Annotated in this window: 21 protein-coding genes; 11 read left to right on the top strand and 10 right to left on the bottom strand. The window is 62.6% G+C overall.

The features are described 5' to 3' along the window. Nucleotides 1-4 precede the first annotated feature (4 nt). Both CRO75_RS13320 and CRO75_RS13315 read left to right on the top strand, forming a co-directional pair. A complete protein-coding gene (locus CRO75_RS13320; RefSeq protein ID WP_023969654.1) occupies nucleotides 5-952 on the top strand; it encodes a LysR substrate-binding domain-containing protein in 948 nt (315 codons plus the stop codon). Between the two features lie 212 nt (nucleotides 953-1,164). Then, complete coding sequence (locus CRO75_RS13315) at nucleotides 1,165-1,572, top strand: HPF/RaiA family ribosome-associated protein (protein WP_007932409.1); 408 nt, start codon at nucleotides 1,165-1,167, stop codon at nucleotides 1,570-1,572. Between the two features lie 238 nt (nucleotides 1,573-1,810). Here the strand turns inward: CRO75_RS13315 and CRO75_RS13310 are convergent, their stop codons facing one another. The 5 genes from CRO75_RS13310 to CRO75_RS13290 all read right to left on the bottom strand — a co-directional run bounded on the left by CRO75_RS13310 (nucleotide 1,811) and on the right by CRO75_RS13290 (nucleotide 8,581). Then, nucleotides 1,811-3,151: an ABC transporter ATP-binding protein gene (locus CRO75_RS13310; RefSeq protein ID WP_097135890.1), complete on the bottom strand. Its 1,341-nt coding sequence runs from the start codon at nucleotides 3,149-3,151 to the stop codon at nucleotides 1,811-1,813. After that, entirely contained in the window at nucleotides 3,135-3,884 is a 750-nt protein-coding gene (locus CRO75_RS13305; protein WP_097135888.1) for a DUF6875 domain-containing protein, read from the bottom strand. The genes CRO75_RS13310 and CRO75_RS13305 overlap by 17 nt, the downstream gene beginning before the upstream one ends. 644 nt (nucleotides 3,885-4,528) lie before the next feature. Beyond that, nucleotides 4,529-6,889, bottom strand: coding sequence for a TonB-dependent Fe(3+) dicitrate receptor FecA (gene fecA / locus CRO75_RS13300; RefSeq protein WP_097135886.1), 2,361 nt, complete (start codon nucleotides 6,887-6,889; stop codon nucleotides 4,529-4,531). Nucleotides 6,890-7,130: 241 nt separating this feature from the next. Then, complete coding sequence (locus CRO75_RS13295; RefSeq protein ID WP_097135884.1) at nucleotides 7,131-8,096, bottom strand: FecR domain-containing protein; 966 nt, start codon at nucleotides 8,094-8,096, stop codon at nucleotides 7,131-7,133. Next, nucleotides 8,093-8,581: a sigma-70 family RNA polymerase sigma factor gene (locus CRO75_RS13290; protein WP_097135882.1), complete on the bottom strand. Its 489-nt coding sequence runs from the start codon at nucleotides 8,579-8,581 to the stop codon at nucleotides 8,093-8,095. The genes CRO75_RS13295 and CRO75_RS13290 overlap by 4 nt, the downstream gene beginning before the upstream one ends. A 219-nt stretch (nucleotides 8,582-8,800) precedes the next feature. Between CRO75_RS13290 and CRO75_RS13285 the strand changes: the two genes are divergently transcribed. The 4 genes from CRO75_RS13285 (at nucleotide 8,801) to dacB (ending at nucleotide 12,590) form a co-directional block, all read left to right on the top strand. Continuing rightward, nucleotides 8,801-9,106, top strand: a complete 306-nt coding sequence (locus CRO75_RS13285) for a DUF3649 domain-containing protein (protein WP_097135881.1) — start codon at nucleotides 8,801-8,803, stop codon at nucleotides 9,104-9,106. Continuing rightward, nucleotides 9,103-10,677: a PepSY domain-containing protein gene (locus CRO75_RS13280; RefSeq protein ID WP_097135879.1), complete on the top strand. Its 1,575-nt coding sequence runs from the start codon at nucleotides 9,103-9,105 to the stop codon at nucleotides 10,675-10,677. Before CRO75_RS13285 ends, CRO75_RS13280 begins: the two co-directional genes overlap by 4 nt. Beyond that, nucleotides 10,678-11,001, top strand: a complete 324-nt coding sequence (locus CRO75_RS13275; RefSeq protein WP_007929380.1) for a DUF3325 domain-containing protein — start codon at nucleotides 10,678-10,680, stop codon at nucleotides 10,999-11,001. 140 nt (nucleotides 11,002-11,141) lie between these two features. Next, complete coding sequence (gene dacB, locus CRO75_RS13270; protein ID WP_097135877.1) at nucleotides 11,142-12,590, top strand: D-alanyl-D-alanine carboxypeptidase/D-alanyl-D-alanine-endopeptidase; 1,449 nt, start codon at nucleotides 11,142-11,144, stop codon at nucleotides 12,588-12,590. A 128-nt stretch (nucleotides 12,591-12,718) separates the two neighbouring features. On the opposite strand, the gene CRO75_RS13265 is transcribed toward dacB, so the two are convergent. Beyond that, entirely contained in the window at nucleotides 12,719-13,594 is an 876-nt protein-coding gene (locus CRO75_RS13265; protein WP_009042248.1) for an AraC family transcriptional regulator, read from the bottom strand. Between the two features lie 260 nt (nucleotides 13,595-13,854). On the opposite strand from CRO75_RS13265, the gene CRO75_RS13260 reads away from it, so the two are divergent. Next, nucleotides 13,855-14,826: a DMT family transporter gene (locus CRO75_RS13260; RefSeq protein WP_097135875.1), complete on the top strand. Its 972-nt coding sequence runs from the start codon at nucleotides 13,855-13,857 to the stop codon at nucleotides 14,824-14,826. 106 nt (nucleotides 14,827-14,932) lie between these two features. On the opposite strand, the gene CRO75_RS13255 is transcribed toward CRO75_RS13260, so the two are convergent. Beyond that, nucleotides 14,933-15,907: a D-glycerate dehydrogenase gene (locus CRO75_RS13255; RefSeq protein ID WP_097135874.1), complete on the bottom strand. Its 975-nt coding sequence runs from the start codon at nucleotides 15,905-15,907 to the stop codon at nucleotides 14,933-14,935. 244 nt (nucleotides 15,908-16,151) lie between these two features. After that, nucleotides 16,152-17,120, bottom strand: a complete 969-nt coding sequence (locus CRO75_RS13250; RefSeq protein ID WP_097135872.1) for a LysR family transcriptional regulator — start codon at nucleotides 17,118-17,120, stop codon at nucleotides 16,152-16,154. A 263-nt stretch (nucleotides 17,121-17,383) separates the two neighbouring features. Between CRO75_RS13250 and CRO75_RS13245 the strand changes: the two genes are divergently transcribed. Genes CRO75_RS13245 through CRO75_RS13230 form a run of 4 tightly spaced genes read left to right on the top strand, consistent with a single transcriptional unit; the run spans nucleotide 17,384 to nucleotide 22,216 of the window. Beyond that, a complete protein-coding gene (locus tag CRO75_RS13245; RefSeq protein WP_097135870.1) occupies nucleotides 17,384-18,895 on the top strand; it encodes an efflux transporter outer membrane subunit in 1,512 nt (503 codons plus the stop codon). 52 nt (nucleotides 18,896-18,947) lie between these two features. Further along, nucleotides 18,948-21,155 (top strand): FUSC family protein, encoded by a 2,208-nt coding sequence (locus tag CRO75_RS13240; protein ID WP_097135868.1) that lies wholly within the window; start codon nucleotides 18,948-18,950, stop codon nucleotides 21,153-21,155. After that, nucleotides 21,145-21,345, top strand: a complete 201-nt coding sequence (locus CRO75_RS13235) for a DUF1656 domain-containing protein (protein WP_007930063.1) — start codon at nucleotides 21,145-21,147, stop codon at nucleotides 21,343-21,345. Before CRO75_RS13240 ends, CRO75_RS13235 begins: the two co-directional genes overlap by 11 nt. A gap of 10 nt (nucleotides 21,346-21,355) precedes the next feature. Continuing rightward, entirely contained in the window at nucleotides 21,356-22,216 is an 861-nt protein-coding gene (locus CRO75_RS13230) for an HlyD family secretion protein (protein ID WP_053259699.1), read from the top strand. 72 nt (nucleotides 22,217-22,288) lie between these two features. Here the strand turns inward: CRO75_RS13230 and CRO75_RS13225 are convergent, their stop codons facing one another. Together CRO75_RS13225 and CRO75_RS13220 are read right to left on the bottom strand one after the other, a co-directional pair. After that, complete coding sequence (locus CRO75_RS13225; RefSeq protein ID WP_239990583.1) at nucleotides 22,289-23,311, bottom strand: sel1 repeat family protein; 1,023 nt, start codon at nucleotides 23,309-23,311, stop codon at nucleotides 22,289-22,291. Nucleotides 23,312-23,591: 280 nt separating this feature from the next. Next, entirely contained in the window at nucleotides 23,592-24,623 is a 1,032-nt protein-coding gene (locus CRO75_RS13220) for a hypothetical protein (RefSeq protein WP_097135864.1), read from the bottom strand. Nucleotides 24,624-24,741 lie beyond the last annotated feature (118 nt).

Genomic DNA, 24,741 nt, shown 5'->3' with positions numbered 1-24,741 from the left:
AACGATGAGTCGTCAGTTTCATGCCCAGACCTATGTCTGGCTGCATGTGTTTTCCTGTGCCGCGCGGCACTTGTCGTTCACCCGTTGCGCGGAAGAACTGCACATCACCCCGGGGGCGGTCAGCCAGCAGATCCGCCTGCTGGAAGAGCGGCTCGGCTTTCGCCTGTTTCACCGGCGCGCCCGTGGGGTGGAACTGAGCGCCGAGGGGCAGCGGCTGGCGATTACGGTGAACGAGGCCTATGGCAGCATCGACGCCGAATTGCGCCGGCTGGATGCCGGGATGATCAGCGGCACCTTGCGCCTGCGCTCGATCCCGTCGTTTCTCGGCAAATGGCTGACCCCGCGTTTGCCCCGGCTGCAGCAGCGGTTTCCGGACATTCAATTGCGGCTGGTGGCTGAGGACAGCAGCGTGGCCTTGCACGAAGGCGATTTCGACCTGGCCATCGACCTCAACGACGGCAGTTATCCGGGGCTGTTATCCACAGCCCTGCTGGATGAACAGATCTTTCCGGTCTGTGCCCCGGGCCTGTTGCGTGGGCGACCGCCGTTGCACGGCCCGGCGGATCTGGTGCATTTTCCGTTGCTGCACGACATCACCGCCTGGCGCGGCAGCTATGAGTACGCGGAGTGGGAGTTCTATCTCAATGCCATCGGCTTCGAGGGCGCGGATGTGCGGCGCGGGCATACCTTCAATCGCAATCACCTGACCATCGAGGCGGCGATCGCCGGGATGGGGGTGGCGATTGCCCGGCGTACCCTGCTCAACGATGAGCTGGAGCGCGGCACCTTGATCGTGCCGTTCGGCCTCGCGGTGCCCAATCACAAGCGTTATGTGCTGCTGTATGCGCCGGGTGCGCTGAGCCATCCGGGCGTGCGCGCGGTGCACGACTGGCTGGTGGAGGAGGCGGGGATTTTTCGCAGCCAGCACCCTCTGGGAGAGGGGCAGTTATGAGTGAAAAAGGCCAGGGACAGAGGCGACCCAACTCCCGACATTAACAGCGCTTTTGCTCCTTGTCCGGCTTTATTTGCGAATAGATATTTATCTTTTTTAAGGGCTTGAATTGTTCCGCGCTCTGCCCAACTCTGTAACCAAGAGGCCGCAAAAAGTACGCCCTCAGGGGCACGCGGTTCCTCTCGCGAGCTAGCTGAAATAAGGGAAGAACTATGCAAATCCAGGTCAATAGCGATAACCATATTCAAAGCAGCATCCGACTGGAGGAGTGGGTACGTACTACCATTGAGAGCACGCTCGAACGCTACGAGGAGGACCTGACCCGAGTCGAGGTTCACCTGCGGGACGAGAACGGCGACAAGCCCGGTCCCCACGATTTACGCTGCCAACTGGAGGCGCGGCCAAAAGGCCATCAACCGATTTCCGTGACCCACAAAGCCGAATCCCTGGAACTGGCCATCGAAGGAGCGGCCACCAAGCTGGAGAATTCCCTGGAACACCTGTTCGGCCGGTTGCGCAACAAGCGCGCCGCGGCAGCGCCAAGCGCCCGCGAAGGCCAGGCCGACGCCTTGCTTGAAGAGGAATTCCTGGAAAACGAACAGGCCGCGCTCAATAGCTGACGGCTGAGTTACTGTTCAAAAACATGCGCCTGCTGCGCAGGTGATGTTTGTAGATGCTGGACATCCAATGCAGGCCCTCATTATTGGGGGAGACATAAAGGCCATCGCACTGCGATGGCCTTTTTTTGTAGCTCAACCCTGGCTCATCCTGTTGTGTTCGTGACAGGTCGTGGGCTGATCGGGCAAATGCGGATACCCGCGTGGCAAGGGACTCGACAGTAGGCATTTGGAGTTGATTTCAGATCGCCTCTTGAATATGCCGAACTTCAATAATCAATATTTCCTCGGCTTTCTGGCTCAGGATGTTGCCGATTCGTATCTTGTTCTGGCTGTCCAGATTTGCATCCCACTCATCAAGCAGGATTATCCGGGCTTTTTGATTCAGTACATGAAGGAGCTTTTGAACCTGACTTTCTCCAGTGGAAAGTGGAGCGTCGGTTTCATGAAAACTTACGTGGTTTGGCAGCAAAATCGACTCGGCAAACTCTGATTTGATCAGTTTTAAAAAAGACGACTTTCCAGAGCCATTCTTGCCTGACACGAGAAACCTTCCTTTAAGGCTGGCGATTGTGCGAATGTCATCGAGCAATTGATCAATGGGGATGGTCTTTCCATTCACGGTATTGCAAATCGATATGTCTTCGCGAACGACTTGTTTGTTGAGGTTCAGTGGCTCCAATGTATCGGTGAAATTCAACAGGTTGCTGATTCTTTTGCGAAAGTACACGTACTTGCTGTTATACAAACTCATTGAGTGAACATTTCCGAATACTTGCAGGGACCGCGGTAAAACCGCAACGATCATCCCCCAAGGAACAGATTGGCTCAGAGGCAGCCCTTGCAGGTATATCAGAATTATTGCGACGGCTATAGATATCGGCAAGCACGCGGCCAGTTGCTCAAGCCTGGTGTAGTACAGGGAGGATTTCAGGAAGTCTGCGATCAATGATCTGGAAGAAGCCTCCGAGTAACCAATCATGGATGAGTTTGCATTCAGGTAGTAATCCCAAAGCGAACTTGCACGCTTGACTACGTTGAGCCTCTTCTGTTGTATTTCTGTGGCGGAGGCACTTATTCTGCTTTTCATGGCTTTTACCAGGAAGTATGAAATCAGAATGGAGCTTGCCATTAGTATGGCGATGTGGGTCCCGAGTACCCAATAAAATACATAGAGGGTGGCTATGATATTGCTATACACGGAAGTCATGCCGAAATAGAGATTGACCGTGCCATCCAGCGTTGTCGGTACTTCACTGCCCAGCCAGCTCTGGACATTCTTGCGGTTTGCTTCAGACGAAAGAGGTTGATTATGGCGAAGATGCTCGTAAACGGAAAAAATGTATTTCTCCCATAAATCAATCTTGAGCTTTGCAGAAATGAACTCTACTGCGGAGCTAATCAGGTATCCCAGTAAGGCAAATGAGAAGAAAAGGATGATCCGAGTCTTTAGCAGTTGGTAGTCTTGCAGCGAAAGAGCTGCACCAGCCATGGCAATATAATAGGTTGATATGCCCAGGGAGACTTGCTGAGAGATGATCAGCACAATGCCTGAAATGAAATACCTATTGGAGGTAAACATGCGTGGCTCCTTTAAGAGCTACAGTGATGCTGCCGATGACGATAGAGAGCAATGCCAGTCGGAAAAGGCAATCCAAAACTATTTTTATGCTGTATTGCCTAATGATCTTCCTTGAAACAGAAGCCTGGCGCATTTCGTACGCTGAAGAATTGTCGCTTTCGAAGCGACGAACATATGATTTAAGAAACTTCAGGCGGGTAAAAATGCTGTAATGCTTAGGTTCAAGAAAAACTAAGTCGCCAGCGGTGATTTCTCGCATCACAAGAGTTGGGGTAGGTGTTCTCAGAGGGAAAAAATCAGGGCTGTGAAGGCTTTTTGCATTGCTGTCTTTGTAGAGGGCGCCAAGCATTAAAAAGGACTCTACACATTTTACTTTGTTATCTACATGAATTCGTAACAAGGCCTCCAGGTCGAAGTCGTCAGGAAGCAGGATGATCAAGGCGCGACCAAGTTTATTATCACTCCGCTTGCTTTCCATGAATCTGATGCATTGTTCTATGAAGGCGGACCAGTCGTGATGGTCATGGAAGTCGGCAAAGCTGAAATACAGCGTTTCGTTTTTAAGGGCGCCAGCGATAAATGGACAGACAGCGCCATTTCGATGCGGGTGTCTGGCTGTCAAGAATTGAGTCACATAAGGCAGTGTCAGTTTGTAGGCTTTTGCCGCGAAGCCGGGGACGCTATCTTCATCAAAGTCGGCAATAGAGTAGAAGTTTGAACTCATATTGATCATACTCGCTTTCAACCAATTATCAGAACCTCTTTGCAAGCAAAGAGGTTCTCCACTGTCAAACGATCATGTTTACCACTTCCACCCTTCGCAGCCGCCGGCTGCGAGAGACTGACTGCAAATGGAGGTTTTAGATATGATTCTCATCAGGATATTTTTCTTCCTGGGTTTGAACTCAATATCTGCACCTCGGTTAGAAAAGACAACAGAGGTTGGGGACGTAAAGTCGTTTTGCATAGCAAGCTCCAATTGAGGTTGTCCGTGAGATCGATACTCCTGAAAAGGATGGCATCACGTGACTGACTACTGCCTTCAATTCATCGTCATTGCTGTGTGCAACCAACATCGGATTTTTATAGGTTTGATTTGTTATATGGTTATTTCTGAATGACAGGGCGCAAGTCATCAGCAGCTGATTTTTGGCGCCGTTGTAATTGATTACTGATCTTTTGGCTTGAACGCCTTGATAAACATGTCGAGCTGTTTTGTCAGCCTCGATGCCATCGCCAGCAAGTGCGTGCCGGCAGAGCGGAATGATTTGGTGTTCTGTAGGAGCCAGGCTTGCCGGCGATGAAGGCGGCGCGGTGTGTCAGGCCGGACGCTATCGCGAGCAAGCTTCGCTCCTACTGCCAGGTGGTGGCCGTGGATCAGAACGCCACGGAGGTCTGTACGTACAGGGTCCGCGGTTCGCCCACGTACTTGCCTTTGTTGTTGTCGTCGAACGAGCGGGTGAAGTACTGGTGGTTGAAGATGTTCTTCACCCCGACCGCCACGCTCAGGTCCGACAGTTGCGGGCCGAAGTCGTAGGCGGCGCGGCTGCTGAACAGCATGTAGCCGGGAATCCGCCCGGTGCTGCCGTCGGCGCTTTCGGCGGAGGTGTTGGCATTGTCGGCGAACTGGCTGCTCTGGTAGCTGCTGTCGAAGTTCAGCTTCCACGGGCCTTCGGTGTAGCCGATGCCGAGGGTGCCCTTGTGCTTGGACGAGAACGGCACACGGTTGCCCTTGTTCGGCCCGTCTTCCCGAATGGTGGCGTCGACATAGGCGTAGGTGGCGTACAGATCGAAACCGGCCAGCGCCGGGCTCAGGCCGTCCAGCGCGTAATTGACGCTGGTCTCGATGCCCTGGTGGCGGGTTTCGCCACGGGCGATCACCGAGTCGTTGGTCTGGTTGCTGTCGTACTGGTTGTCGAAGTTGATCAGGAACGCGCCGATCTCCGCCCGCAGGGCGCCGTCGTCATAGCGGGTGCCCAGTTCCCAGGTGCGGGCCTTCTCTGGTTTCACTTCGCCGCTGCTCACGCGGTTGGGCATCTGGCTGTACTGCACGCTGCCGAACGAACCTTCGGTGTTGGCGTAGAGGTTCCAGCTGTCGGTCAGGTGGTACATCACGTTCAGCGCCGGCAGCGCGGTGTTGTAGTCGCCCTTATATTTGACGTTGGTCAGGTTGTTGGTCTGCTGGGACTCGATCATCTCGTAGCGGATGCCCGGGGTGAGGGTCCACTTGCCGATGTCGATGCGGTCGTCGACGAAGAATGCATTGACCTCGGTGCCGCCGCGGGTATCGCGGTCGTTGCGGCTGCTGGTGCTCGGTAATTGCTGGTTGGTGCTGATCGGCGTGCGGTAGCGCAACTCGTGGCCGGCCTCGTTGACGTAGCGGTAGCCGATGCCCAGCTCATGGCTGGTCGGCCCCAGGTCGAAGCCCTGGGCGAAGCGGGTTTCGATGCCGCGCACCCAGTATTCGCGTGGCGACAGCGACAGGAAGCTGCCCTGGTCCAGGTAGCCGCTGCGCAGGGTCTTGGTGAAGAAGCTGTTGACGGTGAATTCGCGACGATCTTCCTGGTAGCGATAACCGAAGTTGATCAGCGTGCGGCGGCCCCAGAATTTGTCGTACGGGCGGGTCGACTGATAGGGATCGGCCTTGTAGTCGGCGACGTTCAGGCCGCCGGGCATGTCGGCCTCGCCCTCGTAGTACTGGGCCATGGCGTTGAAGCTGTTGGCGTCGTCGAGCTGGTAATGGCCCTTGAGGATCAGGTCGTCGATTTGCGTGTCGCTGTGTTCGCGCCAGTCACCGCCACGGGTGCCGGAGTACAGCAGGGCGCCGCCCAGGCCGTTGTCGGCGGTGCCGCCGGCCAGCAGGTTGCCGGTGGTCTTGAAACCGTCGTGGCTGGAGGACGGGCTGGTCTCGGTCTGGAAGCCGCCCTTGACCGTAGGCGCATCGGGGATGGCGCGGGTCACGAAGTTGACGATGCCGCCGACGTTCTGCGGCCCGTAACGCACCGCGCCACCGCCACGCACCACATCCACCGCGTCCATGTTGCCCATGCTGACCGGGGCGAAGGACAGCTGCGGCTGGCCATAGGGCGCGAAGGGCACCGGAATGCCGTCCATCAGAACCGTGGAGCGCGAGGCCAGGCGCGGGTTGAGCCCGCGAATGCCGAAGTTCAGCGCCATGTCGTGGCTGCCGGTGCCGTTGTTTTCCGGGGCGTTGACCCCGGGGATGCGGTTGAGCACATCGCGGGCCTGGGTCGCGCCCTGGCGTTCGAATTCTTCGCGGCGGATCACGTCCCGCGCACCCGGGTGTTCGAAGACGTTGCTCTGCGCCGCGTCGCCCAGCCAGTCGCCGACCACGCTGGAGGCGCCCAGTTCCAGGGCCGCCGGTGCGCCCTCGGCGCTCACCGGTTGCAGGCTGAAGGCATTGTTGCCTTCGGCGCGGGCTTGCAGGCCGGTGCCCTTGAGCAAGGCATTCAGACCTTCTTCGGTGGTGTAGCGGCCTTCCAGGCCCTGGCTCTGCATGCCGCGGGTGACCTGGGAGCCGAAGGAAATCAGCACCCCGGCTTCACGGCCGAACTGGTTCAGGGCGTTTTCCAGCGACGCCGCCGCGATGTGGTAATCGCGCGTCGGGCCGTCGGCGGCGATGGCCAGCGGCAGGGCGGAAAAGCTCAGGCTGGCGCCCAGCAGCAACTGGCGCAGGGTACGGGCAAGGGGCGTAAGGCGAGTGGGGCGCTGGGGCATGGACATCGATCCTGAGAAGGTTGCAGTCAAGGGGGCTTTCCTTCTCTGTCACGCGAGTGCTGGAAAACGGCTCACACAAAATGAAAAAAATCTGCGCGTCGGAAAAAACCTGGAATCGGCGCTGATTTGTAGCCGCTGCCGCAGGCTGCGATCGGCCCCGAAGGGGACGTGCTCTTGAGGTCCTCGAAGGCCCTTCGGACCTTATCGCAGCCTGCGGCAGCGGCTACAGAGGCGATAGGTTTCAGGCGCGGGCCTCGACCGTGATCCAATAACGGGTGAAGCGCCGGACCTTCACCGGCAGGCTGATTTCCAGCAGGTCGAGGATCCGTTCGCTGTCGTCCAGTGGGTAACTGCCGGAGATCAGCAGGTCGGCGACCCGTGGATCGCAGTTGAGCTGGCCGCGACGGTAGCGGCCCAATTCGTCGAGGAAGTCCGCCAGGCGCATATGGGCGGCCACCAGCATGCCTTCGCTCCAGGCGCCGCTGCTGGCGTCCAGCGGTCGCGGGGTGTCCCAGGCGCTGCGGGTGAAGCTCAATTGTTGCCCCTTGCTTACCTGCAATGGCGCTGCCGAGTAATCCGACGGGCTGAGGCTGACGTTGCCCTCGAACACCGCCAGCTGGGTGCGCTGGCTGAACTGGCGCAGGTTCAAGCGTGCGCCTTGCGGGCGCAGCAGGCCGTGGGTGCTCTGTATCAACAGCGGCCGGCTATCGGCCGCGACGGTCAGCAGGATCTCCCCGGCCAACAGCCGGATCAGCCGTTGCTGGCCATCGAAACTCACGTCCACCGCGCTGTCGGTATTGAGCTGCAGCTGGCTGCCATCGCTCAGTTGCAGCGTGCGCCGCTGGCCCACCGGGCTACGGTAGTCGGCCATCAGCGGGGTCAGCGGATTGTGTTCGCGCAAGCCCCAGGCCGCGGCGGAACCGGCGCCGAGGATCAGCAGCAGTTTCAGCGCCTGGCGCCGGCTGGAGGACTTCGGCGCATTGAGCGCGGCATGGGCCAGGGGCGAAGACAGGCCGCGCAGCCGCTGGTTGACCCGCTGGATATGTTCCCAGGCCCGTTGATGTTCGCTGTGGGCGTCGTGCCACTGCTGCCAGGCCAGTTGCTGGCGCGGGCTGAGCGGCCCCGCCTGCATTTCGAGCAGCCAGTGCACGGCCTGTTCGGCGACCTGGGCGCCGATGTCCGGCGGGCGGGGGAGTGCAGCGATCACAGGGCGAAGTAGCAGCGCAGGGCTGCCTTGTGCAGGTGGCGCTTGACCGTGGCGATGGAAATCCCCAGTTCGCGGGCGATCTCGCCGTGTTTCAGGCCATCGACCTGGGCCAGCAGGAACGCGCGTTTCACCAGGCGCGGCAAACCGTCGAGCAACTGGTCCAGCTCCATCAAGGTCTGCAGGATGATCGCCTTGTCCTCCTCGGACGGCGCCAGCAGTTCCGGCATCTGCGCCAGCGTGTCGAGGTAGGCCCGTTCCAGGTCCTGGCGCCGGTAGTGGTTGCACAGCACCCGTTTGGCGATGGTGGTGAGGAACGCCCGTGGCTCGACGATCGACGGCGTTTCCCGGGCGCTGAGCACCCGCATGAAAGTGTCCTGGGCCAGGTCGGCGGCGCTGTCGGGGCAGCCGAGCCGACGCCGCAACCAGCCGTTCAGCCAGCTGTGATGGGCGTGATAGAGGACTTCGACGGTAGAGGAGTGAGCCAAGCCGAACGCTCCGGCAGCATGAAAATGCTTAAGAGAACAAGAATTGTTCGCATTGTAGTGGCCTGACATGGCATTGGGCAATCAACCCGGACCGACGGAAGAGCCCTCGGTAGATTGGTGTTTTTTGCACATGAGAATATTTATCATTAATATTGCGCCGACTTGAGCTCGCGTGAGGTATTTGCCAATGCCGGGCTGTCTTGGTTTCAAGGTCGAAACATGAAAAGCAAAGTTGCTGCGATCCCTTTTTCCTATCGTCTGGCTGTGATTTCGCGGGTGCTGGCCGCGGTGTTCGGCGGTTACCTGCTGGCGGCGCTGTCCAGCACTTGCCTGACCCTGCTGCTCCCTGTGTCCCGCGCCGATGCGGTATTCGGCGGCATGATGGCGTCCTTCCTGTTCTACCTGGTGGCGGTGCTCTGGTGCTTTGCCTGCCGCACGGCCTGGCAGGCCTGGTCCGGGTTGCTGCTGCCGGCGCTGGTGTTGGCGGCGATTTCTGCGTTGGCGTATTGGATGAATCTCTCATGAAGGAGGGATTTCGCCAGTCCATGGCCTGGTTGCACACTTGGGTCGGACTGGTATTCGGCTGGCTGCTGCTGGCGATTTTCCTGACCGGCACCCTGGCCTACTTCAAGGATGAAATCAGCCATTGGATGCAGCCCGAAGTGCCGTCGCGCTCGGTCAGCAATGAGACCAGCGTGATCCTCGCCCAGAGCTACTTGCAGCAGCACGCCCAAGGCGCCTCGCGCTGGTTCATCAACTTGCCCGATGCCCGCGAGCCGGTGTTGTCGGTGATGTGGCAATTTCCGGGCAAGCCCGGCGAGCGCGGCGCCTTCACCCAGAAGCTGCTGGACCCGGCCACCGGCGCCGAGCTGCAGGCCCGCGATACCCGCGGCGGCGAATTCTTCTACCGCTTCCATTTCCAGTTGCAGATGCCCTATCCCTGGGGCCGCTGGCTGTCCACCGCGGCGGCCATGCTGATGTTCGTCGCCTTGATCAGCGGCATCATCATCCACAAGAAAATCTTCAAGGACTTCTTTACCTTCCGCCCTCGCAAGGGCCAGCGCTCCTGGCTCGACGGGCACAACGCGGTGGGTGTGCTGGTGCTGCCGTTCCACCTGATGATCACCTACAGCAGCCTGGTGATCTTCATGTCGATGGTCATGCCGGCGAGCATCCTGGCCACCTACGGCGAAGACAGCCGGGCACTGTTCAATGAGGCGTTTCCCGCCACCAGCAACGCACCGGCCGCGGGCCGGCCGGCGCCGCTGGTGCAGCTCGAACCGCTGTTGCAGCAGGCCCGCGAGCAGTGGCCGGGTGGCCGCGTGGGGCGTATCACGGTGAACAATCCAGGGGATGCCAATGCCTCGGTGAATGTCATGCGCCACGGTGGCGACCAGGTGGTTCGCGATTTTGGCAGTGCGGTTTCGTTCGACGGCGTCAGTGGCAAGCTGCTGCAGGTTGCCCCGCCGCAGTCGCCGATCGTCGCTATCCGAGGCGGTTTCTACGGGCTGCACATGGGCCTCTTCGCCGGGCCGCTGCTGCGCTGGCTGTACTTTGTCTGCGGCCTGGCCGCCACCGCGATGATCGGCACCGGGCTGGTGATCTGGCTCGGCAAGCGCCAGCTCAAGCATGCCAAGAGCGGCGTGACGCCCTTCGAGTTGCGGCTGGTGGAAGTGCTGAACATCGCCAGCATGTCCGGCCTGGTGCTGGCCGTCGCCACCTTCTTCTGGGCCAACCGCCTATTGCCGGTGAGCTTTGCCGAGCGGGCGGACTGGGAAGTGAACAGCTTCTTTATCGTCTGGGGCCTGAGCCTGCTGCACGCCGCGCTGCGTCGCGGGCGCAAGGCCTGGGTCGAGCAGTTGGGCACGGCGGCGTTGCTGCTGGCCAGTGTGCCGCTGCTGGACGCGCTGACGGTGCCCGATGTGCTGGATGGTTTCCTGGTGCACGGCGACTGGGTCCGGGCCGGGTTCGACCTGACCTGTCTGGCGGCGGGGCTGTTCCTGGCCTGGGCGGCCTGGAAGATGTCGCGTCCTGTCGCCCAGCCTGCCGTTGCCGCCCGCTCGCGACGGGCCGCCCTTGAAACCGAGGTGAACTGAATGCTCCTGGCGCTGCTGTTGTGTTACCCAGGCTTTGCCGGGTTGTGCCTGTCGATGGACCGTCACCACGCCGAACTCCTGGGCTACAAACCCACGGCCCGGCGCCGCAGTGGCCTGCGCCTCGGCGGCTGGTTGCTGCTGGCGGGTTCGCTGTGGGCGGCGATCGCGGCGGCCGGTTGGGCTTTCGGCCTGGTGCAGTGGTGCGCGGCCTTGATGCTCAGCGCCTTGTCGCTGGTGCTGTTGCTGCCGTATCAACCACGCCTGGCGCTGCTGGCGGCCGGGCTGGGGTTGCTGGTCAGTCCGCTGGCCGCGTTGGCGCAATGAGCGCTGCGCAACGTCCGGCCTGAGGTGTCGGCTTCGATTGTTCGTTGACACGCGCCCCTCGCCAATCGTTATCTGGGCGCCCGCCACAGCCGCAAGGCTGTCGGCGGTGGGTTCGAGGTCATCAAGGAAATACCTTTCTCATGGGTTCAGTACATCGTTTTTACACTCGCGGGCTGGGATTGTTCCTGGCCTTGTCGCTGGCGGCTTGCGCCAGCCATCCCGGCGCCCGGTACGCCGCCAACCTGGATCAGGTCCTGGCCGACCCGGCGCTCCAGGGCGCCACGGTATCGCTGACGGTGCGCGATGCCAAGAGCGGTGCGGCCTTGTATCAGCACAACCCCGACAGCCGCCTGATCCCGGCTTCGAGCCTCAAGCTGCTGACCACCGCCGCCGCGCTGGACATCCTCGGCCCCGACTACCGTTTCGCCACCGAGGTGCTGGGCGACGGTGCGCAACAGGGCGAGCGGCTGCAGGGCAATCTCTACCTGCGCGGCTCCGGCGATCCGAGCATGCAGGTCGCGGACTACCGTGAGCTGGCGGCGGCGGTGGCGCGTACCGGCATTCGTCAGGTCACGGGTGACCTGGTGCTCGACGACACCGCTTTCGATGACCAGCGGCTCGGCGTCGACTGGGCCAGCGACGATGAAAGCCTGTATTACGCGGCGCAGATTTCCGCCCTCAATATCTCCCCCAACGACGACTTCGACGCCGGCAGCGTACTGGTTGCGGTAACCGCACCGACGGTGCCGGGAGCGCCGCTGGCGGTGCGCGTCAGCCCGGAAAACCGGCTGATGAGCCTGCGCAATCAGGGTCGGGTCGGGGCGACGGACAGCCTGCAGGTCGGCCGTGAGCATGGCAGCAATCTGCTGCTGGTCAGCGGCGCCTTGCCGCCGGGGCAGTCGCGGCGCAACTGGGTCAGCGTGTGGGAGCCGACCCGGCTGGTGGCGGACGTGTTCCAGCAGGCCCTGGCCGAGCAGGGCGTGACGGTGCAGGGCCAGGTGCGCCTCGGCCAGCCCACGGCGCCCGCCGCCCGGGTGCTGGCCAGCCACTCGTCGATGCCGCTGGCGGGCCTGATCACACCCTTGCTCAAGCTGTCGAACAACAACATGTCCGAAGTGCTGCTCAAGGCCATGGGCCGCAAGACCGCCAATGCCGGCACCGCCGCTGCCGGGGTGGCGGCCATCGAGGCTTTCCTGCGACGTCAGGGCCTGAGCCCGCAGGGGCTGGTGCAGGTGGACGGTTCCGGGCTGTCGCGGCGTAACCAGATTTCCAGCCAGAGCCTCAGCGACCTGCTGCTGGTGGCGCGCAAGCAGCCCTGGTTCGCCACCTGGTACGCGGCGCTGCCGGTGGCTGGCGATGCCCAGCGCATGACCGGCGGCACCCTGCGTTATCGCCTGCAAGGCACCGGGGCTGTGGATAACCTGCACGCCAAGACCGGCTCGATGCAGGGCGTGTCGTCGCTGTCCGGTTACTTGCGCGCGGCCGATGGCCGCCGGTTGGTGCTGGTGATGCTGTCGAACAACTACCGCGCCGATGGGGCGCAGATCAAGGCCCTGGAAGACCGGGTGACGCAGGTGCTGCTGCAATAAGGCTGGGGCCGGGTTTGCCTGACACATCGCCATCGCGAGCAAGCTTCGCTCCTACAGAAGCAGCGTTCATTTTCTGTAGGAGAAGCTTGCTCGCGATAAAGGCGACGCGGTGTAACTGACGGTTGCGCTCAGCCCAGAAACGCCTGGCGATATTCCCCGGGCGTTCCGCCCAGGGCCTGGCGAAAGCGGTTGGTGAAGTGGCTGGCGCTGGCGAAGCCGCAGGCCAGGGCAATCTCGCCCAGGGGCAGGCGGGTGCCGCGCAACAGGTCGCGGGCATGCTTCAGGCGTCGCGCCAGCAGGTATTGATGGGGCGGCAGGCCGAAGCTTGCGCGGAACATCCGCGCGAAGTGGTATTCCGACAAGGCGCAGCGCGCGGCCAGTTGCCCCAGGCTGATCGGCTCGGCCAGCTGGCTGTCGATGTACTCCACCAGTTGCCGGCGCTGATGCGCCGCCAGCCCGCCCTTGAGGCGCAGGCCCTGGCGCTGGCCGACCTGGGTCAGCAGGGCGTGGCTGAGCATCTCGTGGGCCAGGCTGCTGGTCAGCAGGCGCTCGCCGGGTTCGTCCCAGTTCATCCGGATCAGTTGCCGAAAGCGCCTGGCCTGCTGCGGGTCGTCGAGGAAGGTGGTTTCCTGCAATTGCAGCTCGCGGGGTTCGCGGTCCAGCAGGGTCACGCAGCCCAGGGCGAATTGTTCCGGGCTGAAATACAGGTGGGCCAGGCGGATCCCGCCGTTGATCACCCAGGCTGACTGGTGCTCGGCGGGCAGGATGCACAGTTTGTCCGGGCCGCCCTTGGTCCCCGGCTGGCCGCGGCGAAAGGTCCCGGTGCCGCCGGCGATGTAGCACGACAGGGTGTGGTGGCTCGGCGCTTCGTAGTCCTGGGCGTCGTGATGGTTGCTCCACAAGGCCGCGGCCAGGCCGTCACCGAGCTCGGCGCTGTGCTCCAGGCGAGCATTGGGCGAGCGGTTCAGGGCTTGAAAGACTTGCAGGGTTTCCAGTGCGGGCATGGCGGTCAGGTCTGAAATTGAACGGCATTCTGTAGCCGCTGCCGATAGGCTGCGATAAGGCCGAAGGCCTTCAGCGATCTCAAGAGCACGTCTCCTGCGGAGCCGATCGCAGCCTGTCGGCAGCGGCTACACGATGTTTTGCATCCTACTCCGTGGGCGGTGCGCTGCCAGCCCGGCAACCGACAAAAGCGCAAGTTTATGCAAGCGTCCGGGCACGCGATGGCCTGAGACTGGGTTGCCCTGCACAGGAGTCCCGCGCCATGAACCTTTCGCTTTATCTGCTCACCGTCCTGATCTGGGGCACCACCTGGATCGCCCTCAAGTGGCAGCTGGGGGTGGTGGCGATTCCGGTGTCCATCGTCTATCGCTTCGCCCTGGCGGCCCTGGTGCTGTTCGCCATGTTGCTGCTCAGCCGCAAGCTGCAGGTGATGAACCGCCGCGGGCACCTGATCTGCCTGGCCCAGGGGCTGTGCCTGTTCTGTATCAACTTCATGTGTTTCCTGCACGCCAGCCAGTGGATTCCCAGCGGCCTGGTGGCGGTGGTGTTTTCCACGGCGACCCTGTGGAACGCCCTGAATGCCCGGGTGTTCTTTGCCCAGAAGATCGCCCGCAACGTGCTGCTGGGCGGGGCGTTGGGGCTGCTGGGGCTGGGCCTGCTGTTCTGGCCGGAGCTGGCCGGCCATAGCGCCAGCCCGCAAACCCTGCTCGGCCTGGGGCTGGCGCTGTTGGGCACCCTGTGTTTCTCGGCGGGCAACATGCTGTCCAGCCTGCAACAGAAAGCCGGCCTCAGGCCGCTGACCACCAACGCCTGGGGCATGGCCTATGGCGCGGCGATGCTGGCGGGCTATTGCCTGGTCAAGGGCATCCCTTTCGATATGGAGTGGAACACGCGCTACATCGGCTCCTTGCTGTATCTGGTGATCCCGGGGTCGGTGATCGGCTTCACCGCCTACCTGACCCTGGTCGGCCGCATGGGCCCGGAGCGGGCGGCCTACTGCACGGTGCTGTTCCCGGTGGTGGCGCTGAATGTCTCGGCCTTCGCCGAAGGTTACCAGTGGACCGCCCCGGCGCTGGCCGGGCTGGTCCTGGTGATGCTGGGCAACGTGCTGGTGTTCCGCAAGCCCAGACTTGTGCCTGCATCTGCATCCGGATTTGAATCTGAATCTGTAGCCGCTGCCGAGCCTGCGAGGCTGCGAACGGCGGCGCAGCCGTCGCAAAACCAGGCGACCTGATTCTGCAGGTCTAGCGCTGACGGTCCTGCGGACCTTTTCGCAGCCTCGCAGGCTCGGCAGCGGCTACAGGGGGGCAGGCGGCCACAGGTGGTGATAGGCAGTGGTATCAGCCTTTCCACACCTGCGGGTTGACCAGGTCTTGCGGGCGCTCGCCGAGCAGGGCACTGCGCAGGTTGGCCAGGGCGCGGTTGGCCATGGCGTCGCGGGTTTCATGGGTGGCCGAGCCGATATGCGGCAGGGTCACGGCGTTTTTCAGCTGGAACAGCGGCGACTCGGCCAGCGGTTCCTTCTCGTAGACGTCCAGGCCGGCGCCGCGAATCGTGCCGTTCTGCAGGGCTTCGATCAGCGCCGGCTCATCCACCACCGGGCCGCGGGAGATGTTCACCAGGATCGCGCTTGGCTTCATCAGTGCCAGTTCGCGGTGGCTGATCAGGTGCCGGGTCTTTTCGCTCAACGGCACCACCAGGCAGACGAAATCCGCTTCGGCCAGCAACTGCTCGAGGCTACGGAACTGCGCGCCCAGCTCCTGTTCCAGCGCGGCCTTGCGGCTGTTGCCGCTGTAGATCACCGGCATGTTGAAGCCCAGGCGCCCGCGTCGGGCGATGGCCGCGCCGATGTTGCCCATGCCGACGATGCCCAGGGTCTTGCCATGCACATCGCAACCGAACAGCGGCGCGCCGACGCTGGCCTGCCATTGCCCGGCCTTGGTCCAGGCGTCCAGTTCGGCGACGCGCCGGGCGCTGCTCATCAGCAGGGCGAAGGCCAGGTCGGCGGTGCTTTCGGTGAGCACGTCCGGGGTGTTGGTGAGCATGATCCCGCGTTCGTTGAAGTAGGCCAGGTCATAGTTGTCGTAGCCCACCGAGACGCTGGAGACCACTTCCAGCCGGCTGGCGTTCTCCAGCTGCGCACGGCCCAGCTTGCGACCGACGCCGATCAGGCCGTGGGCGTGGGGCAGGGCTTCGTTGAATTGCGCGCCGATATCGCCCAGCTTGGGGTTGGGCACTATCACCTCGAAGTCCTGGCGCAGGCGCTCGATCATGTCCGGGGTGATGCGGCTGAAGGCAAGTACGGTCTTTTTCATCGCGGGAAAGCTCGTCAGGCAGAGGAGAATGCCAAGCAAGCTAACATTCCCCACGGGCTTTTTGTAGCGGCTGCGGCAGGCCGTGGGGGCGAGAAGGTTCTGCGAATGTAGCCGCTGCCGCAGGCTGCGATCGGCTCCGCAGGAGACGTGCTCTTGAGATCGCCGAAGGCCTTCGGCCTTATCGCAGCCTGCGGCAGCGGCTACAGGGATGGGAGAAGCATGACAAAGCCCTGAAGGGCTTGGCTCATGGGACCAGGCGCACGCCGCTGAGGCCGCCGCTCAGTTCATAGGCCGTCAGCTCCGCCTGATGGGCGGCGAGAATCTCCGGCAGGGTGTTGCGCAGGTACTCGACCCAGGTCTTGATCTTGGCGTCCAGGTACTGGCGCGACGGGTAGATGGCGTACAGGTTCAGCTCCTGGGAGCGGTACTTGGGCATGACCCGCACCAGGGTGCCGTTGCGCAGGCCTTCGATGGCCGCGTACACCGGCAGCACGCCCAGGCCCATGCCGCTGGTGATCGCGGTTTTCAGCGCGTCGGCGGAGTTCACCAGGAACGGCGAGCCGTTGAGGGTGACCCCTTCCTGGCCCTCGGGGCCGTCGAACAGCCACTTGTCCAGGGCGATCACCGGGCTCACCAGGCGCAGACAGGCATGGTTCGACAGGTCGCTGGGGCTGCTCGGGCAGCCATTGGCTTTCACGTACGCCGGCGACGCACAGACGATGCTGTAGGTGATGCCCAGGCGCTGGGAAACGAAACCCGAGTCCGGCAGTTCGCTGGCCAGCACGATGGACACGTCGTAACCCTCGTCCAGCAGGTCCGGCACGCGGTTGGCCAGGGTCAGGTCGAAGGTCACGTCCGGGTGCGACTTGCGGTACCGGGCGATGGCGTCGATCACATAGTGCTGGCCGATGCCGGTCATGGTGTGCACTTTCAACTGCCCGGACGGCCGCGCGTGGGCATCGCTGGCCTCGGCCTCGGCTTCTTCGACGTAGGCCAGGATCTGCTCGCAGCGCAGCAGGTAGCGCTTGCCGGCCTCCGTGAGCGCGATGCGGCGAGTGGTGCGGTTGAGCAAGCGGGTTTGCAGATGGGCCTCCAGATTGGAGACCGCGCGCGAGACATTCGCCGTGGTGGTGTCGAGCTGGACGGCGGCGGCGGTGAAGCTGCCGGCTTCGGCGACACAGCTGAAGGCACGCATGTTTTGCAAAGTGTCCATGGGGTGCTCTCTGGGGAGATGGCAAATTGTGACACGAAGTAACAGATTGTTGGCTATTGCACCAAGGGATTATCGCGCGAACGGTAATAAAGATTCACAGGAATCCCAGCTTATCGCCGTAAAGCCCGCCGCCTAGAATTGCGCCGATCTGTAGGGGCCGCCGCGCTGGCGATCCCGCAACGCGGTGTTTCAGCGACGCCGCCTCGCGAGCGACCGGCTCCCGCACAGAATCGCCTCCCTCCCTATTTCAGGAATTCGCAGCAGTGCCGCGTCGCATCAGCAGAGAGCTGAAGACTCTCAGTGTTTGGGCTTTATCGTTAGCAATCAGCGGCTGCATCGGAACCGGGGGCATTGCCCCGCAGGGCAAGGCACTACCGGCCAATACACTGGCCACCGACGAGGCGATCCAGAGCGCCGCGCGTGACGCCCGCTGGCCCGCCGCCCAATGGTGGCAGGCCTATGGCGATGCGCAGCTGAACCACTGGGTGAGCCTGGCCGTGCAGGGCAGCCCGAGCATGGCCATGGCCGCCGCCCGGGTGCGCCAGGCGCGTGCCATGGCCGGCATCGCCGAGTCGGCCGAGTCGCTGCAGATCAAGGGCGACGCCACCCTCAAGCGCCATAACTGGCCCACCGATCAGTTCTACGGCCCGGGCGAACTGGCCAACAGCACCACCTGGGACAACAACGCCGCGCTCGGCTTCAGCTACGCCCTCGACCTCTGGGGCCGGGAAAGCAATGCCAGCGAGCGTGCCGTGGACCTGGCGCACATGAGCGCCGCCGAGGCGCGCCTGGCCCAGCTGGAACTGCAGAACAATGTCGTGCGCGCCTATATCCAGCTGTCGCTGCAATACGCCCAGCGCGACATCGTCCTCGCCACCCTGAAGCAGCAGGAACAGATTCTCGAACTGGCGCAAAAGCGCCTGGCCGGCGGCATCGGCACCCACTTCGAAGTCAGCCAGGCGCAGACCCCGCTGCCGGAAACCCATCGCCAGCTGGACGCCCTGGACGAAGAAATCGCCCTGGGCCGCAACCAGATCGCCGCCCTGGCCGGCAAGGGACCGGGGGCGGGCGCGCAGTTGCAACGGCCGAGCCTGTCCCTGGCCGCGCCGCTGAAACTGCCGTCGGCGCTGCCCGCCGAACTGCTCGGCCAGCGCCCGGACGTGGTCGCCAGCCGCTGGCAGGTGGCGGCCCAGGCCCGCGGCATCGATGTCGCCCACGCCGGCTTCTACCCCAACGTCGACCTGGTGGGCAGCCTCGGCTACATGGCCACCGGTGGTGGAGCGCTGGAGTTCCTCACCGGCAAGAAGCTCAACTACAACGTCGGCCCGGCCATCAGTCTGCCGATCTTCGACGGCGGCCGCCTGCGCGCCGAGCTGGGCGAGGCCGCGGCCGGTTATGACATCGCCGTGGCCCACTACAACCAGACCCTGGTCAACGCCCTGAAGAACATCTCCGACCAGTTGATCCGCCGCGAGTCCATGGACAAGCAGGCCGAGTTCGCCGCCGAGTCGGTGGCGTCGGCGCAGAAGACCTACGACATCGCCATGGTCGCCTTCCAGCGCGGCCTCACCGACTACCTCAATGTGCTCAATGCCCAGGGCATGCTGTTCCGCCAGCAGCAGATCCAGCAGCAGGTCCAGGCCGCGCGCCTGAGCGCCCATGCCGAGCTGGTGACGGCCCTGGGCGGCGGCCTGGAGGCGGGGCGCGATGTGCCCGAGGACAGCCGGACCCAACCGAGCAAGACCCCGGCGGCGCTGGCCATCTTTGACCATTAAAAGCTGACCATTAAAAGCCGACCACCAAGTGCTGATCACCGAGTAAGACCCCATGACTCCCTTGCCTGCTCCCTTGCGCTGGCTGTACTCCCTTGAATGGCGCCGGGGTTTCTTCGACTGGGCACGCAGCGACGGCGTGACCTGGGTCTATATCTTCAAGGTCCTGGCCGCCGCGTTCCTCACCCTGTGGCTGGCCATGCGCCTGGAGCTGCCGCAACCGCGCACGGCGATGATCACCGTGTTTATCGTCATGCAGCCGCAGAGCGGCCAGGTGTTCGCCAAGAGCTTCTATCGGTTTCTCGGCACCCTGGCCGGGTCGGCGGTGATGGTGGCGTTGATCGCCCTGTTCGCCCAGAACACCGAACTGTTCCTCGGTTCGCTGGCGATCTGGGTCGGCATCTGCTCGGCCGGCGCCGCGCGTTATCGCAACTTCCGCGCCTACGGCTTCGTGCTGGCCGGCTACACCGCGGCGATGGTCGGTTTGCCGGCCCTGGCCCATCCGGACGGGGCCTTTATGGCGGCGGTATGGCGGGTACTGGAAATCTCCCTGGGGATTCTCTGCTCGACCCTGGTCAGCGCCGCGATCCTGCCGCAGACCGCCAGCGCGGCGATGCGCAACGCCCTGTACCAGCGCTTCGGGGTGTTCGCCCTGTTCGTCACCGACGGTTTGCGCGGCCGCAGCCAGCGCGACGCGTTCGAGAGCGGCAACGTGCGTTTCATCGCCGAGGCGGTGGGCCTGGAAGGCCTGCGCAGCGTCACGGTGTTCGAAGACCCGCACATGCGTCGGCGCAATGGTCGCCTGAGCCGTTTGAACAGTGAGTTCATGGGCATCACCACCCGTTTCAACGCCCTGCACCAGTTGCTCGAACGCTTGCGCAACAGTGCCGCCGAGTATGTGCTGGCGGCGACCAAACCGGGGTTGCAGGACCTCGCCGAACTGCTGGACGGTTTCTCCGGCCGCGCCCTGACCAGCCCCGATGCCGCGCGCCTGGCCGAGCAACTGGCGAGCTACAAGGCCGAGCTGCCGACGCGGGTGCGCAGCATGCGCGCGCTGTTCCAGGAGCACGAGCCGAGCGATGCCGAGCAACTGGATTTCCACACCGCCTATGAGCTGCTCTATCGCTTCGTCGACGAGCTGCACAGCTATGCCCAGACCCACGCGTCCCTGGCCGAGCACAGCCATGAACGCGAGCGCTGGGACGAACCTTTCACCCCGCAGACCAACTGGCTGGCCTCGGCCGCCTCGGGCATCCGCGCTTCGTTCATTCTGATCGTGCTCGGCAGCTACTGGGTCGCCACCGCCTGGCCCAGCGGCGCCACCATGACCCTGATCGCGGCGGCCACCGTCGGCCTCTCGGCCGCCACGCCGAACCCGAAACGCATGGCCTTCCAGATGGCCTGCGGCACCTTGATCGGGGCCGTGGTCGGCTTCGTCGAGATGTTTTTCGTGTTCCCCTGGATCGACGGTTTTCCACTGCTGTGCGTGATGCTGGCGCCGGTGATCGTGCTCGGTTCGTTCCTCGCTTCACGCCCGCAGTACGCCGGGGTCGGCCTGGGGCTGCTGATCTTCTTCAGCACCGGTTCGGTGCCGGATAACCTGACCGTCTACAACCCCTACGCCTTCATCAACGACTACATCGCCATGGTCATGGGCATGCTGGTCTGCGCCGCCGCCGGGGCGATCATCCTGCCGCCCAACAGCCGCTGGTTGTGGCGCCGCCTGGAGCAGGACCTGCGTGGCCAGGTGGTGTACGCCATCAGCGGCAAGCTCAAGGGCCTGGCGTCGAGCTTCGAAAGCCGCACCCGCGACCTGCTGCACCAGGCCTATGGCCTGGCGGCGGGGCAGCCACAGGTGCAGCGCGAGCTGCTGCGCTGGATGTTCGTGGTGCTGGAGGTGGGCCACGCCATCATCGAGCTGCGCAAGGAACAGGCGATCCTCCCGGTGCACCCGGCCTACGCCGAATCCCAGCCGTGGCGCCAGGCGATCCGGGTCATGGGCCGTTCGCTGGTGCGGCTGTTCCTGCAACCGGGCCAGAGCAACCTTGCGCGCGCGCTGGTCGCGGTCGATCACGCGATCGGCCGGGTCCAGGCCAGCGACGAACCCTTCGCCCCGCACTTCGATACTTCGGTCTTGCGCCGGGTGAAGAGCTACCTGCACTTCATCCGCAGCTCATTGCTCGACCCGCAATCGCCGCTGGCCGCCTATGCCGCGCCGCCAGCCGTACAGGCCCCGCCCCAAGGACTTGAACATGCCTCGTGAAATCGCCTTCCACGGCGTGTACATGCCGACCATGACCCTGATGTTCTTCATTGCCGCGGCCCTGGCCTGGGCCCTGGACCGCTTCATCTCGGGTTATGACCTGTACCGTTTTTTCTGGCACCCGGCGCTGCTGCGCCTGAGCCTGTTCTGCTGTCTGTTCGGCGCCATGGCGCTGACTGTCTACCGTTGAGAGTCCTTTGATGAAAAAGTTTTTCAGCCTGCTCGCGACCCTGCTGGTGCTGGCCCTGGCCCTGTGGATCGGCCGCACCCTGTGGGTGCATTACATGAACACGCCGTGGACCCGCGACGGCCGGGTGCGCGCCGACATCATCAACGTCGCCGCCGACGTCACCGGCGAAGTGGTGGACGTGCCGGTGCGCGACAACCAACTGGTGAAAAAGGGCGACCTGCTGATGCAGATCGACCCCGAGCACTACCAGATCGCGGTCAAGCAGGCGCAGTCGCTGGTGGCTTCGAGAAAGGCCACTTGGGAGATGCGCAAGGTCAACGCCCACCGCCGCGCCGACCTGGACAACCTGGTGATCTCCAAGGAGAACCGCGACGACGCCAGCAACATCGCCGACTCGGCCCTGGCCGACTACCAGCAGGCCCAGGCGCAACTGGAGGCCGCCGAACTCAACCTCAAGCGCACCCAGGTGCGCGCCGCGGTGGACGGCTACGTGACCAACCTCAACGTGCACCGCGGCGACTACGCGCGCATCGGCGAGCCGAAGATGGCAGTGGTCGACATGAACTCGTTCTGGGTCTACGGCTTCTTCGAGGAAACCAAGCTGCCCCATGTGCGCGTCGGCGATAAGGCCGAGATGCAGCTGATGAGCGGCGAGGTGCTCAAGGGCCATGTGGAGAGTATTTCCCGCGGCATCTACGACCGCGACAACCCGGAAAGCCGCGAGCTGATCGCCGACGTCAACCCGACCTTCAACTGGGTGCGCCTGGCCCAGCGCGTGCCGGTGCGCATCCATATCGACGAAGTGCCGGAAGGCGTGCTGCTGGCGGCGGGGATTACCTGCACGGTGGTGGTGAAGGAGGATGGGGAGTAGCCCGCCTCACAGGGGTATTTGTGGCCAAGGCCGGGTTGTGGCGAGCAGGCAAGCTCCTCGCCACAGGCCTGGTTAGCGGTAGGTCTTGTTGACGATCGACAGTGCCTGCTCGATGGTTTCGGCGACGGACAGTTCATCGTCCTTCATCACCGCGACGATTTTCTTGTCCTGCGCGATGTCCACGCCGGGCTTTTTCAGTTGAGCCTGGCGATTCACCACGATGTAGCTCAGGACATGGCCACGACCTTTGACGAACGGCAGGTCGATGGCCTTGAACATGCTTTGCTTGACGTAGTTGTAACGCTCGGCGGACGACAGGCCCTTGAAGGTGTCCGGGTAGTCCTGATAGATCTCGGCAGAGTAACGGCCGACGTCTTCTTCCCGCGCTTCGGCGTACAGGGCTTGTTTGCTGGTGACCTGGCCGGTGAGTTGGGTGTAGCGCTGGTCACCGTCGGCGATCTGTGCGGCGCTCATCCTGGCTTTCAAGGCATCGGCTGCGCTGGTGTCATCGGCCTTGGCCATGATTCGGGTCCAGGCATAGGCGGCGCTCAGGTTGCCTTGTTCCTCGTACTTTTCGATCAGGTCCTTTTGCGCTTCGGGGTAGCCGTGCCGGGCCGAGCGCTCCAGCCAGCGCAGGGCGAGGGCCGTGTCCTGTTTGGCGCTGGTATTGCCGTAGTTGTAGGCCTGGTACAGGCCATATTCGGCGCACCAGTCGTTCTGCAGCGCCGAGTAAGCCATGTAGTTGAAAGATTCGGTATTGCGCTGTTCATCGGTTTTGCTTTCATCTTGACCGGCAATCATCGACAGGTAGCAGAACGCGCGAGGGTGTTTCGGCGCGGCCAGCACCATGCAGGTTTTCGCAGCATCGAGCTCTTGGTTTTCGTACAGCAGGAAGCCGACGCCGAACAGAATGTCGCTGTCCATTTGTGCATTGCACTGTTCGTTGCTGGCCACAGTTGGCAATACGTTTTGCAGGGTCAACTTGGGCAGTGTGTCGTTGAGGGACGATTCTTTATCGGCGGTTTTATCGGATGCGGTAGTACAGCCGGCCAGCAACACAACCAATGCCATTGGCAGCACGTTGAACAGTTTCAATGGATATTCCCTGATCTGCGATTGAATGAAGAGATGCATGGAATGAAGCAGGGACAGGACGGGAGAGGAGGGAGCTTGAGCAGTTCCGTGCTTTCAGTGTCGATGCCAGCGATTCCATGCTGTGTTGAGCGCAAGCGCTCAAGAGCGCGCATTCTACTGGGATTGCGAGGGGGCACAACCGAAACCGCAGCATCTGTTTGGCCACGGCAAAGGGCTCTTGGGCCTTGCGCACGCGACGCCTCGGCGGCGGCTTCAAGAGGAGTAGCGCCAGCCTCTCAAGCTATTGCTTGCGCTTGGCCAGGATGGTTTTGGCCTTGGCCACGGTGTCTTCCACGCTCAGATCATCGTCGATCAGCAAGGCATGTAGCGCCGGGTCCTGCCACAGGTCCACGGCCGGCCCGGTACTTTGCACAAGGCGGGAAATCAAGGCGTAGGCCACCACTTGGCCGCGCGTGTGAAACTTCGGATAGAGGTCCTGCATGTCCACCAGCTGGGCCACGAAAGCACGCCGTTGCATAGGGGACATGCCCTCGAACACCTCCGGGTGGCTGTAGTAAAGATCCCCTGAGCTTAGGGCGATGATGTCCTTGCGCAGCGCCTGCTTGATATCCTTTTCGGGGGTGAGTTGGCTGAGCAGTTGGGTGTAGTGCTGCTCGCCCTCGGCCATTTGCTGAGGGCTCATTTTGCGCTTCACTGCCTCGATTGTTTTTGCCTCATTCAGGACCCTGGCCCAGGCATAGGCCACCGGGAAATTGTCCTGTTCGCTGTTCCAACGCACCATGTCCTGTTGCGACTCCTGGTCGCCGTGCCGAGCGGCGCGCTCAAGCCAGCCCATGGCCAATTCCTTGTTCGGTGGATAGCCCAGCTTGCCAACGCTGTAGATGTCGTACAGGCCTGCTTCCGCGCAGGATTCATTATGCTTGGCGGCGTAGGCGATATAGTTGAAGGCTTCGCTTTTGTCATAGTCGTTTTGCCTGGCGCCGACAATGCTGCCCAGGATGCACAAGCTCGTGGTGTAGCGGGGGGCGGCCATGATCAGGCAGCTGCGGGCCATTTTTATTTCCTTGCTCGCCAGCAAGGTACGGCCTGCGCCATACAGCACCTCGTCCTCATTGATCAGCCGGATGCCGAGGCCGAGCAGCAATTCGCTGTCCATCTCCGGCGTGCAGTACTGGTTGGCCTCGACCTTGGGCAGGATCTGCTCGAGGCTCAAGTCCGGCAGGGAATTATTGAGTTTTTCGTCCGGTGACGAGGCATTGCAGCCCAGCAGCAGAGTGAAGATAGCCAAGGGCAGCAGGCTACGAGATTTCAATGGAGAGTCCCTGAGGTTCAATCGTAAAAGGGAGGACGCCAAGAGGGCATGAGCAGGGGCGGGGTGCAGCCGCTCCGTGCTTGAGGTGCCGCTTCCTTGCGATTGGAGTGCGGGCATT

Origin of the sequence: Pseudomonas sp. LAMO17WK12:I10, from assembly GCF_900215185.1 — a bacterium.
GTDB lineage: Bacteria > Pseudomonadota > Gammaproteobacteria > Pseudomonadales > Pseudomonadaceae > Aquipseudomonas > Aquipseudomonas chlororaphis.
The sequence above is the reverse complement of the archived record's forward strand: the minus strand, read 5'-3'. Positions and strand labels throughout refer to the sequence as shown.